Source organism: Microcystis sp. LEGE 08355 (genome assembly GCF_015207185.1).
Classification (GTDB): Bacteria; Cyanobacteriota; Cyanobacteriia; order Cyanobacteriales; family Microcystaceae; genus Microcystis; species Microcystis panniformis.
On record NZ_JADEXI010000073.1, the window covers coordinates 1 to 12846 of the forward strand.

Below are 12846 nucleotides of genomic sequence, written 5' to 3' on the forward strand. Positions count from 1 at the left end.
CCCTAAAACCCCAAAACCCCAAAACCCCAAAACCCCAAAATCTAACACCCTAGTCATTCGGGGACTGAGGAGAGATTTTCAAAGAGGAAATGGCCCCTTCTTCTATGGGGGTTTCTAATGTATTCCTTTCCCCACCCAGAGAGGGAGTTTTACTATTGCCAGAACCGCCATCTTTGGGGGGTTTCGAGGAGAGGAATCGGGCCTCGAACTGTTTGATCAGCACATACAAAACCGGGACGAGAAATAAACTCAACACCGTGGAAATCAGATAACCGCCTAAGATTGCAGTTCCCAGGGACCAACGACTCATCGCTCCGGCGCCGGAAGCGATAACCAAGGGCAAGAAACCGACTAAACCGGAAATAGCCGTCATCAGAATCGGTCTTAAGCGTTCCGTCGAGGCCCGGGCTGCCGCCTCGGGAATACTTAAACCCAAAGTACGGGACTGGTTAGCGAATTCCACGATTAAAATCGCATTTTTGGCCGCTAAACCGATCAACATGACCAAAGCCACCTGAGCATAGATATTATTATTCACCGTCGGGAAGAGACTACCCACTTGTAGGAAATTCGCCCGCAACAGTATGGCCCCCATGGCACCCAGGATCGCTAGGGGAACGGTAATCATGATGATAATCGGGTCAATGTAGCTTTCGTACTGGGCTGCGAGGACAAGGAAAACCACGATAAAGGCTAATCCGAAGATCACTGGGGCAGCCCCGGCGGAAGTTTTTTCTTGGAAAGCTGTACCCGTCCAAGCGTAACCGAAACCGGGCTGCAGGACTTTCCGACAGACATCTTCCATCACTGCGATCGCCTGTCCCGTACTAAAACCGGGAGCGGGATTACCCTGAACGTTAATCGAGGGATAGAGGTTAAAGTTAGTGATAATCGGTGGATAGGTGAAGCGTTTGACGCTAACTAAACCCGATAGGGGAATATTGGCCCCGGTACGGGAACGGACGTAAAGACGGTTAATATCTTCGGGATTAGAACGATAATCCGCTTCTGCTTGGGCAAAGACTCGATACAAGCGATCGCCTAAGACGAATTGGTTAACGAAGTTGGAACCGAGATAGGTTTGCAGGGTTCCGAAAACGGCCTGCATATCGACGTTTTGCGCCTGTAGCTGGTTGCGATTGATGGAAAGTTCCAGCATCGGCGTGTCGGTGGTAAATTGGGTGAAAATTCCCGATAATTCCGGTCTTTTTCGGGCCTCGGCCATGACGTTATTAGCGTTGGCAATCAAAGCGTCCATGGGGAAAGAAGCGCGGTTTTGGATAAATAACTCGAAACCGCCGGTAGAACTTAATCCATCCACAGGGGGCGCATTAACGGCGAAAGCGCGAGCATCTCGGACTTTAGTGGCTAATTGTTGGTTAATTTTCCTAAGAATGCCGAAAACTGACTTATCTTCCCCAGTCCGTTCCGACCATTCTTTTAACTTGACAAAAAATAGCCCTTGGTTGCTGCCACTTCCGGCAAAACTAAAGCCCGCCATACCGACAAAGTGTTCCACTTCTTCGATACCGGCGAGAATTTCTTCGTTAATCTGACGGATAACCCGGTCGGTGTAGCGCAGGGAAACCCCGGGGGGTGCTTGCACCAAAACGAAGGCATAACCTTGGTCTTCTTCGGGGATAAAACCCTGGGGAGTGGTGTTGTAACTCCAAGCTGTGAGAAAGAGGGCGGCGATAAAGAAGGGTAAGACCAGAAAGCGAACTCGGATCAGAAATTCGATCGAGCGTCGATAACCTTCTTTAACTGCGTTGAAACCCCGATTAAAGCCCTCGAAAAACAGTCCCAAGGGTCCGCGGGTGCCTTGGGGCGGTTTCATGATAATCGCCGACATGGTGGGGGAAAAACTGAGGGCGTTAAAGGTGGAGATCAGAATTGAAGCGGAGATGATGACGGCAAATTGTCGATAAACGATCCCCACCGTACCGGGGAAGAAGGTGACGGGAATAAAAACCGCAAATAGTACAAGAGAACTGGCAATTACCGCCGAGGTTAACTCACCCATGGCATCGAGGGAAGCTTGAAATGGCCGCATTCCCTGTCGTAATTTTTCCGATACCGCCTCTACAACCACGATCCCGTCGTCCACCACTAACCCGGTGGCTAGAATGACGGCAAACAAGGAGAGGTTATTGAGAGAATAGCCTAAAGCGAGGGCGACGGCCATGGTTCCGATCAAAGATACGGGAATAGCGATCGCCGGAATGATCGTGGTGCGCCAATCCTGAAGGAAGATAAAAATGACGAGAATAACCAGTAAAATCGCCTCCACCAGAGTGCCAACGGCTTCTTCGAGAGAGGCGGCGACAAAGGCGGTATTATCGAGGGTAATGGCGATATTTAACCCCGGAGGGAAACTTGGTTCTAGTTCCGCCATTTTTTCTTTTACCAGTTTGGCAGTATTCCAAGCGTTGGAACCGGGCAACTGATAGACGATATAGACGACGGCGGGGGATTTGTCGAAATAGGCGGCGGTACTGTAGTTTTCGGCTCCGATTTCTGCCCGTCCCACGTCTTTAATGCGGATTAAATCGCCATTTTCCCCGACTTTGACGACAATATTTTCCGCTTCCTCCCCGGTGGCAACCCTACCAACGGCGCGAATGGCAATCTGGAATTGCTGATCCTCGGGACTGGGATCACCGCCAATTGTCCCCGCACCCACCTGAATATTCTGTTCTCGGATTGCCTGTACCACTTCGTTCGCCGATACACCCCTAGCGGCTAAAGCATCGGGATTAAGCCAAAAACGTAGGGCGTATTCCCTCTCCCCGATGATTGTTGTACTACCAACCCCCTCGATCCGGCGAATCTCCGCATCGATGACCCGATCGACAAAGTTACTTAAAAAGACCGTATCGTAGGGATAATTGCCCTTTTCATCCGGTTTGGCGGAAATCCCGTAGGCAAGGGTAACGCTGGGGGATTGGGTATTGGTTGTCACCCCCTGCCGGTTCACTTCTTCCGGTAAACTAGCGGCCGCGGTACTGACACGGTTTTGTACCAAGACTTGGGCAATGTTACGATCCATTTCCACCGGGAAAAAGACATTCACCGTACTTTGTCCAGTGTTGGTACTCTGGGACTGCATATAAACAATCTGTTCTGTCCCGTTAATCTGGCGATCGAGTACCGTGGTAACGTTATCCTGTACGGTTTTGGCATCGGTTCCCAAATAGTTGGCATTTACCGCTACCTGAATAAATGCCAACTGGGGCAGTTTTTCTAGGGGTAAAAAGGGAATAGCGATCGCCCCGATCAAAACGATTAAAATCGAGCAAACTGTGGTCAGAACGGGTCTTTTAATGAAAGTATCGGCAATACTAAGGATCATAGGGCGTTACTGGTTCATTTTTTCTAGGATAGTTGCGGCGGTGGGAGATTTACGGGTCAGATAATTAAATATTAATAGTTTAAAGATGGTATCTAGGATAACGGGAACCGTGGCCACAAACAAGCTAATAAATGTAATATTCTCGCGCCAACCAAAGTGCCGGAACAAAGTTTCTAGGATTACCGTCCAACCCTCCGCCGAGTGAAACCCAACAAATATATCGGTAAAGAGAATAAAGATAAAGGCTTTGGTTATATCATTTAAGCTGAGAAAATAACGACTAACATAAGCTCGCGTAATCGCCAATTGTTGACGACCAAAAATTAGGATCGCAATAAAGGCTATTAATCCCGTGAGATCCGATAGTAAGTTTTTCCAACCATCTTGACTTTCATAACCCGCTTCTCTGAATAATTCCTCCACCTGTTCCCGAAAGGTTTCTTCTGATTCATTCCCTACTTTTGCTACCCCTAAAACGTGCTTGATTTCTTCAATTTCTTGAAGCCTAGCAAATTCCGTGAGATATTTTTCGCCAATTTCCTGAGAAATATAAACTTCTGATATTTTCGCTCTATCCACCCCAAAATAGTTTAAAACAGGGCTAAAAACGAAGTTTCTACTAATAACCTGTACCGAGAGAGGAACTAAAATAATAATCAGGATAAAACGAATAGCAATCCGTTGCTGTTGTCGCAAGGTACGGAGTTGTTTAATAACCGTTTGTTCGTATTCGGGGGTTAATTCTTGCTGGAAGTTAAAAAATTTATTACCAGTCGCAGGAGAAATTGTCTGGCTAGTTTTATCTCTGGAGCTATCATCGGTGAGATTGGCATTAGGCAGATTTGGGGTTTGATTATTCGGTAATGGGGGCAGCAATTCCCCTAAATCTAGGCGATATTTACCGATAATATCCTCGATCACCTTTAAAGTCTCTAGGATGTTATTATTTTCTGGGTTAGTTTGCGGATTAAAAAAATTACCCAGACGCACTTGAGTTAAGTCAAAACGTATCTGTAATAATTCTCGCTCTAGGGTACTTTGAAAGTAATCATAAACACTTTTTCCTCCCACGGCAGCTGGGGAAATTTTTTGTCCCCCAAAATGTTTATCTTCGATCGCTTTAATTTTCAGCGCTCTCTGATAAGCTGATTCTAAGGCCACTAAAGAGCGTTTTTCTACCCATTGATTAATTCGATTCCAAGGCACGGCTATAATCCTCGCTTTTCTGTCATCACAATCACCACGGTAAGCTATCAGCGTTGGCTAGATAGCTACTTTCGAGAAATATCCATAATATTACATTTTGGGCGCATTGACTGCATCCTCACCATTGGTGAAATACAGAGTTTCTCATCAAAATAAATAAGTAGGTAGGTAGGCGTTAAAAATTATCAGATGCCCCCTTTATTAAGGGGGATCCCCCCGCCTATCGGCACCCCCCTTATCAAGGGGGGCAGGGGGGATCGAACCTAAAATCTATTTTTAATTTAATTATAACCAGCTACTTAAGTAGGTGGGTGGAATTAAATATAAAATGAACGTAGGTTGGGCTTCGGCCGTGATCTCAGCCGAACGGTTGAAGCATGAAACCCAACGCCTGCTCATGTTACGCTACCGCTAACCCATCCTACAAATAATTGTGCCTACCTACTTATAACCTAATTTGTTATCAACGACCGATGACCGACTCCCTAAAACGAAAACTTCCTAGCTCACCATTAGGATAACTGCTCTAATTAAAGTTAGCAATACTTTTTAGATATTGAATGTTCCTCTATAAACAAACTGTAAGCATTTCTAAAAACCTCTGGAGTAAATCTATTAGCCTGTTGCCGACAATTTTCTGGATCAATTTTATCACCGTGATCAACAAAATATTTAACCGCTTCCAGCAAGGATTGGGGATTTTGTTCCCCAAAAAGTAATCCTGTTCCCTGGGGAGAATTTTCCCGCAGCTCCCGCACGGTTTCTAAAGCACCTCCGGCAGCAAAGGCAATCACGGGAGTACCACAAGCTTGCGCTTCCACTAAAGCAATACCAAAATCCTCACAAGCAGCATAAATAAACGCTTTTGCTCTCGACATATATTCTGCTACCATTCGATCAGAAACCGCACCTAAAATCTGAATATTATCCCTCGCTAACTGTCGAATTAAAGCCATTTGTGGACCATCTCCAATAACCACTAGGGGTAATCCCAATTGATTAAATGCTTCCACAATTAAAGGGACTTTTTTATAACTAACCAAACGAGAAACTACTAAATAAAAATCTTCTTTTTTCTCTTGGTAGGGAAAACGCTCGATTTGTACGGGGGGATAAATAACTTTTGCCTCCCGTCGATAACAGCGCCAAATTCGTCTAGCGGTGTGGTGGGAATTAGCCAGAAAATAGTCCACACGATTAGCAGAAATTACATCCCACTGACGCAACCCATGCAAAAGATAACGGGTGAAAATACCGGGTAATCCCTGTCCTAACTTACTATTAGCCAGATAGTCAAAAGTTAAATCCCAAGCATAACGCATCGGACTGTGACAGTAACAAATGTGAACCTGGTCCGGTCGAATTAAAACCCCTTTAGCCACACAATGGGAGGAGGATAAAACTACATCATAATCCTCTAAATTTAACTGCTCGATCGCTAGGGGAAGAAAAGGTAAGTATTTTTGGACGCCATTTCTCGCTTTCGGGAAATTTTGCAGAAAAGTTGTCCCGATCGAGCGACCATAGAGATAACTATCGGGATTAGTGGACTCAAAATCGATCAAAGCGTATAAATCCGCCTCTAGACATTGTAAAATCTCCTTAACCACTAATTCCGATCCCCCCGTCGCTTTTGGGGTTAACCACTCGTGAACCAGAGCATACTTCATAGGATAAGGATAATCAATAATCTCAGCGGTAATTATAGCAGTAAGGGATCAGCAGTTTAATAGTTCACTTTCCGGCTTTCTCTTCCCCAAAATTACCGACACATACCCGATCACGGTAGAAACCCCTAGGAAGAAATTATTAAATTTTTCAAGAAAAATTGCAAAGTTTAGTAAAAATTACTAGCAAGATCAGATGATCGACTCTATACTATAATGGGGATCAAGGAAAAAATAGGTTTAAACCGATTGGGATCAAGAAAAACTAGCTTTACATACAGAAGATAACTAATTAATGAGGTTTGCTATGATCACCCTGCAACAAGTACGCTGTCCTAATTGTGGAAATTTTGCCGAAAGACAGCATATTTTAGAACACCATCTCGTTAGCACCGCCTGTTCTCACTGTGATTATCTGTTAGTTAGTTGCAGTCTCACGGGAAATGTACTAGAGTGCTATGCACCCGGTATTGGTTTAAGAAATTAACGCCGCTCCCTAGCCAGATCGAAAATGTCTTGTCAAAATTAGAGTGGAGAAGACAAAATCAAGGAGCTAAGTAGCTATGGGGGGTAATTTCTTCAAGGGAGCGATCGTCCTAGGGGTAGTAGCGGGGATTATGGGATTTACCAATCCCCCCCAAGAACTTTACAGCGAATACGCCGCCGAAAAACTCCTCGCTCATGCCGACAAAATCGCTTGCGAGAAAATCAGTCTCTGTGGCTCGATCGATTCTTTGCCGGTGGCAGCCAGAAATGTGATCAAAAATCAAATCTTAAAACCAGCGATCGAAACCTCTAGTCAACGGCAAAATTTAGGTGTGTTCAGCATTTACACCACAGAGGTACCGGGGGTGGCTAAAATTACAACTCTTGGCGCTTTTGGGCATTTCTTGACTTTCTCGGAGACTTAGGTGAGATTACTGCCAGCTTAACCGCTACCAGCTTAATAATGAGTTAAGATGATCGTGTTAACCCGCGATTTGAGCGATAGAGTAGTCAAGAATACAGATTAATCCTGCCTAACCGTGTTTAATTTTCTGCCCATTCTCCGAGAAGCGATCGCCCGTTGGTGGTCCGAATTCACCCTCCAAACTAAATTAATGGCTGCGGCTACTTTAGCCGTTTCTTTGTTGATGAGTGGTTTAACCTTTTGGGCGGTTAACACGATCCAGCAGGATGTCCGTCTCAATGATACCCGTTTTGGCCGGGATTTAGGGCTGTTATTAGCCGCTAATGTCTCCCCTCTGATTGCTGAGGACAATTTAACCGATTTAGCCCGTTTTTCAGCCCGTTTTTATAGTAGTACCTCCAGTGTGCGTTATTTGATCTACGCTAACGAGGAGGGTCAAATATTTTTCGGCATTCCCTATTCTACCGCCGAAGTTAAGAACTCCCTGACGATTGAGCGTCGCATTCAATTACCGGAAAATTATGGCGAGAATGGGGAAACTCCCCTCATCCGTCAGCACAAAACCCCCGACGGTGAAGTAACCGATGTCTTTGTTCCCTTAAATCATGAGGGCAAATATTTGGGAGTATTAGCGATCGGGATCAATCCTAACGCTATTGTGGTGGCTTCTTCTAATTTAACCCGTGATGTGACTATTGCCGTTTTTGTCTCGATTTGGGCCATGGTGATTCTGGGGGCGGTTTTTAATGCTTTAACTATCACCAAACCAATCAAGGAGTTATTAGTCGGGGTCAAAAATATTGCAGCGGGAAATTTTAAGCAGCGCGTTGATTTACCCCTGGGAGGAGAGTTAGGGGAATTAATTCTCAGTTTTAATGAAATGGCGGAAAAGTTAGAACGATACGAAGAACAAAATATCGAAGAAATGACCGCCGAAAAAGCCAAACTAGATACGTTAATGTCCACTATTGCTGATGGAGCAATTCTCTTAGATACTAACTTTCAATTATTATTAATTAATCCCGCAGCTCGGGAAATATTTGGCTGGGAAGATCAGGAGATTATCGGTCAAAATGTCCTACATCTTTTTCCTTCGGAGTTAACGGTTAAACTAACTAAACCTCTCTATCAAATTGCGGCAGGAGAAACCCTCCAGCCAGAAGAATCCGCTAATCAAAATCAGAAAAATGCTGTTATTGATCAGGAAAATAATAACTATTCCCCGGCGGAATTTAGATTATCTTTAACTCACCCGAAACCCTGCACAATTCGCATTTTGTTAACTCAGGTATTCGATCAGTATCGGGAGAATGTCCGGGGAATTGCTATGACGCTACAGGATATTACCAGAGAAACAGAATTAAATGAGGCAAAAAGTCAATTTATTAGCAATGTTTCCCATGAGTTAAGAACCCCTTTATTTAACATCAAATCTTTTATTGAAACCCTGACAGAATTTGGTGAGGATCTCAGCGATACAGAAAAAAGAGAGTTTTTAGAAACCGCCAACCATGAAACCGATCGCTTAACTCGTTTAGTTAATGATGTTCTCGATCTTTCTCGGTTAGAATCCTCCCGTAACTATAACTTAGATGCGCTCGATATCGGACAATTAATCGAACAAACCCTGAGAACCTATCAACTCAATGCTAGGGATAAAGGACTAGAATTAAGCTCGGAAATTGAAGCCAATTTACCACCAATTTTAGGCCATTATGATCTACTTTTACAGGTATTAACTAATCTAGTCGGTAACTCCCTAAAATTTACTCCTGCTGGCGGTAAAGTGGTGATTCGTGCCTATAAAATCAGCAAAGATAATCCCCAAGAAACTCTCAAAATTCGCGTGGAAGTATCCGATACTGGTATTGGCATTGATGCCGAGGATCAAAGTGCCATATTCGATCGCTTCTATCGGGTAGAAAATCGCGTTCATACCCTAGAAGGGACGGGATTAGGATTATCGATTGTCAAAAATATTATCGAAAAACACTATAGTCAAATTCATTTGATTAGTGAAGTGGGAATTGGCACAACTTTCTGGTTCGATCTAGATTTATATCAAGGCTTGATCGCCAGCAAAAAAATTAACGACGTGAGTTTATAAAAGCCAAAGCAATACTGCCCAAAATCAGGGTTAATAATAGCAATAATCCCTTATTTCTGAGACACCAATTTTTAAAAACCCTAGGGAGAGGGAGAGGAGGAATTTTTTCGGCTATTATTTGGCTATTTTTGTATAAAGTGCAGCTGGTAGCGTAGGGACGTTGGGGAAAATTGCAGCTATCATCGCCATGATACAGACAAGTTTGGCATAAAAACTCGCCAGTGACAGCTTGATGCAGGGTCATGCCGGGATGACCATAGGCCTTTAAAATATTAGAACAGTAGGGACATTGTAAGGCCTGACTATCGACCTTGTGCTGACAACGAGGACAGGCAATCATAATCGCTAAATTTTCCCTTTGAGGATTGTCATTGTTGATGATCATAGACTATAGCAAAATCCCCAGGCTTTTTCTGGTTATCTCACTAAATAGCTGCGCCATTGCGAGGCAACTTCTTCCAGTAAACGCCAAGTTTTCCCCTCGATCTGTCTTTGTAAATAAAGATCAAAATTGTTGTGTTGTTTGGTATCTTTTTGATGGGGCAATTGTAGAGTTAGATCGTAATCTCCCTGCAAGTGATAAGCGGGTAAATTGCCCACATAAATCGGTTCCAGACTGGTGACATTAATTTTAGCAATTTTTACCTGCGGCTGATCGATCTGTAAAGATTGACTAAGGCGATCGGATGTGTGACGAAATTGTAATAAAAGGGCTTTAGTGACGATTTCTCCAGGGGGGGCAAATTCTTGCGGAGGAGTGACACTACCACAAGCAGTCAGGAAGACAAGGAAAATACTGGTTAAAAAACCGAGAAAACGGCGCATACAATGATATTTTGAAAAAGAATGGCAGCGAGTTAAGAAAGATTATGACTCAACCAAATGAGCGAGAGAATTTCAGCCAAGCAGAAACGGTGATCCGACTACAAGAGGCGATCGAGCAGTTAAATTCGATCATTTCCCAACTTAACACGGGAACGGGGATAGTGTTACCCCCAAAAGTTGCTGTTGATAATCTTCTTAACTCAACGCAACAGTTAGCCGCTGCTTTAAAACCAGACGAATTCGCAGAAGTTGAGCAAAGTTTAACCCCAGATTCTCCCATCGAAGCAGCGGAGGGAATCGACGATATTTTACCAGATTTCGAGCAGGTGGAAGGGTGGTGGACGGCGATTTTAAACAAAATTCGCCGACTTTTACCTGGGGGAATTAGCGAAAAAATTCCCGATTGGTTAATCACTGGCTTGTTAACAGGAAGTTTAGTCACTATCCTCTTAGTAGCCGTGATCAGTTTACCGAAAAATCCGGCGGAAATTGCCGAAAATATGCCTGAAGTTGTCTCTAGTCCTTCCCCGGCTGCCGGGGAAATTATCGCAACTCCCCCAGAATTAACCGCACCAGAGGCACCGATTCCCGTCCCGATTACTAAAGCAAAACCGCGATTAACTCCCGAACAAAGTTTAGTCGCAGCTATTCAAGAGGAAATTACCGATTTAACTACTCGTTATCCCACCGGGATTATTTCTACCGTAGAGGCGGACTTTTTGGCTAGTCGTCTAGTAGTTATTTTAGGCGATAATTGGTATGGTTTGGAGGCATCACAACAGGATAAATTGGCTAATTCGGTTTTTCAACGTTGCCAAAGTCTTGATTTTCGGCGCTTGGAAATGAAGGATAACGAAGGAATCCTCCTCGCTAGAAGTCCCGTTATCGGCGATCGAGTGGTGATTGTCAATCGCACTCAACCCACCGCTGCTATCTCCCCTGGTGAGTAGTTTTCAGCGCGGGGGGAGGGAGTTTCAAGGCAGCCTCAACAATTTTCGCCAACCAGTCTGCTTTTTCCCCTCGCTGGTTAGATATCTGAATATACACAAAGATTAGTGATCCCTGACTTAACAGTGCTATAATTAGCTAGGTAAAATTTTGTAACGATTCTTAATCTTGAACCTACCTGATAGTCAATGCTCCCCTCCGCCTTGGGTGGTAGCAGTCGTTTTGGTGCGAGAAAAATTGCTCCGATCCAACCCAACTCCCTTAAACCTTTCTAGGGTTCCCCCGACCGCCAAAATTTTGACCTAACTACCCAGAATTAAGAGACTTCAGATTATACCATGAACTCTGTTATTCGTCAACAGCGAGCGCTGATCACTGGAGCCAGTAGCGGCATCGGCAAAGAAACCGCCCTCGCTTTCGCCAAGGCGGGAATTAATCTGGTTTTAATCGGTCGCAATCAGCAAAAATTGGCAACCGTGGCGGCAATGGCGGCAGATTTAGGCGTATCAGCCCAAGCTTACCCCTTAGATTTGGCAGATATCCCGGAAGTAGCTCCTAGTATCGCTAAAATCGCCCAAGAATCCGGACCGATCGATATCCTGATCAATAATGCTGGCATGGGTTACACAAATCCCTTAGCTGACACACCTTTGTCAGACTGGCAGCGGGTGATCGACCTGAATTTAACCAGTGTTTACCAGTGTGTGCAGGGGATTTTACCTGCCATGCGTCAACAGGGAGGAGGCACGATTATTAACGTTTCCTCGATCGCCGCCGATAATTTTTTTCCTGATTGGGGGGCCTATAGTGTCAGCAAAGCGGCATTAGTGGCATTTTCTCGCATCTTAGCGCTCGAGGAGCGGGCTAACGCCATTCGCGTCACGATTATCATCCCCGGGGCTGTCAATACTCCCATCTGGGACAGCGATAGCGTCAAAGCAGATTTCGATCGCTCGGCCATGTTAACCCCGGATATCATCGCGCAGGCCATTCTGCAAGCGGTGTTACTACCCAAACAGGCCGTAGTGGAAACGATGACCATTATGCCCAGTGCGGGGGCATTATAACCCGAAATACTTCTATTTATCAATCAATTCGCCTACAGGCCTCTTCATTATGACCATAGCTTCTTCTAACGGTTTAAACGGTAATCTAACCGACGCTATCCAAGCACGCGTGACCACTCGCCCCGATCGCAACACCCACAATGGCAAAACCGCTCAAATTCATCCAACTTCCGACGAAAACAAAGAACAGATGATGGATGCGGTCAGAAATATTCTGATCTCGGTGGGAGAAGATCCCGAAAGAGAAGGTTTATTAAAAACCCCCAAACGGGTGGCCGAAGCGATGCAGTTTCTCACCCAAGGCTATCAACAATCCCTAGAAACCCTCGTTAATGGTGCGATCTTCGATGAAGGTCATAATGAGATGGTATTAGTGCGCGATATTGACTTCTTTAGTCTCTGTGAACATCATATGTTACCCTTCATGGGGCGGGCCCACGTTGCCTATATTCCTAACCAAAAGGTGGTTGGATTAAGTAAATTGGCTCGCATTGTGGAAATGTATTCCCGTCGTTTACAGGTTCAAGAGCGTCTCACCCGTCAGATTGCCGAAGCGATTCAAGAAATTCTTGACCCCCAAGGGGTTGCGGTAGTCATGGAAGCAACCCATATGTGTATGGTGATGCGCGGGGTGCAGAAACCAGGATCCTGGACTGTCACCAGCGCTATGTTAGGAGTCTTCCAAGACGAGCAGAAAACCCGCGAGGAGTATCTTAACCTGATCCGTCATAAACCCAATTTCTTCTAGTCAGGGAGATGGGGAA

At 44.9% G+C, this 12846-nt stretch carries 11 protein-coding genes; 6 read left to right on the forward strand and 5 right to left on the reverse strand.

Features of this window, described 5'->3' with window-relative positions:
• Nucleotides 1-49 precede the first annotated feature (49 nt).
• From IQ242_RS05865 to IQ242_RS05875, 3 genes are all read right to left on the reverse strand, one after another.
• On the reverse strand, nt 50-3352 hold the full coding sequence (locus tag IQ242_RS05865; protein ID WP_193959334.1) for an efflux RND transporter permease subunit: 3303 nt from the start codon (nt 3350-3352) through the stop codon (nt 50-52).
• A 6-nt stretch (nt 3353-3358) separates the two neighbouring features.
• Entirely contained in the window at nt 3359-4558 is a 1200-nt protein-coding gene (locus IQ242_RS05870) for a proton extrusion protein PcxA (protein WP_193959335.1), read from the reverse strand.
• A 536-nt stretch (nt 4559-5094) separates the two neighbouring features.
• Nucleotides 5095-6228, reverse strand: a complete 1134-nt coding sequence (locus IQ242_RS05875; RefSeq protein WP_193959336.1) for a glycosyltransferase — start codon at nt 6226-6228, stop codon at nt 5095-5097.
• Between the two features lie 304 nt (nt 6229-6532).
• On the opposite strand from IQ242_RS05875, the gene IQ242_RS05880 reads away from it, so the two are divergent.
• From IQ242_RS05880 to nblS, 3 genes are all read left to right on the forward strand, one after another.
• Nucleotides 6533-6712: a hypothetical protein gene (locus tag IQ242_RS05880; protein ID WP_002738058.1), complete on the forward strand. Its 180-nt coding sequence runs from the start codon at nt 6533-6535 to the stop codon at nt 6710-6712.
• Nucleotides 6713-6788: 76 nt separating this feature from the next.
• Nucleotides 6789-7136, forward strand: a complete 348-nt coding sequence (locus IQ242_RS05885) for a DUF4359 domain-containing protein (protein ID WP_193959337.1) — start codon at nt 6789-6791, stop codon at nt 7134-7136.
• Between the two features lie 114 nt (nt 7137-7250).
• Nucleotides 7251-9242: a two-component system sensor histidine kinase NblS gene (gene nblS / locus IQ242_RS05890; protein WP_193959338.1), complete on the forward strand. Its 1992-nt coding sequence runs from the start codon at nt 7251-7253 to the stop codon at nt 9240-9242.
• Here nblS and IQ242_RS05895 read toward each other — a convergent pair.
• A complete protein-coding gene (locus IQ242_RS05895) occupies nt 9223-9582 on the reverse strand; it encodes a hypothetical protein (RefSeq protein ID WP_193959341.1) in 360 nt (119 codons plus the stop codon). The two genes, nblS and IQ242_RS05895, sit on opposite strands and share 20 nt — an antisense overlap.
• 77 nt (nt 9583-9659) lie before the next feature.
• Nucleotides 9660-10067: a hypothetical protein gene (locus IQ242_RS05900; RefSeq protein ID WP_193959339.1), complete on the reverse strand. Its 408-nt coding sequence runs from the start codon at nt 10065-10067 to the stop codon at nt 9660-9662.
• A gap of 44 nt (nt 10068-10111) precedes the next feature.
• Between IQ242_RS05900 and IQ242_RS05905 the strand changes: the two genes are divergently transcribed.
• The 3 genes from IQ242_RS05905 (at nt 10112) to folE (ending at nt 12830) form a co-directional block, all read left to right on the forward strand.
• Entirely contained in the window at nt 10112-11017 is a 906-nt protein-coding gene (locus IQ242_RS05905; protein ID WP_193959340.1) for a hypothetical protein, read from the forward strand.
• Nucleotides 11018-11353: 336 nt separating this feature from the next.
• Nucleotides 11354-12082 carry an SDR family oxidoreductase gene (locus tag IQ242_RS05910; RefSeq protein WP_002765937.1) on the forward strand — a complete coding sequence of 243 codons (729 nt, stop codon included), beginning with the start codon at nt 11354-11356 and terminating at the stop codon, nt 12080-12082.
• A gap of 49 nt (nt 12083-12131) precedes the next feature.
• The gene (folE, locus tag IQ242_RS05915; protein WP_002738197.1) at nt 12132-12830 is read left to right on the forward strand and encodes a GTP cyclohydrolase I FolE; all 699 of its coding nucleotides are present in this window, start codon (nt 12132-12134) and stop codon (nt 12828-12830) included.
• Nucleotides 12831-12846 lie beyond the last annotated feature (16 nt).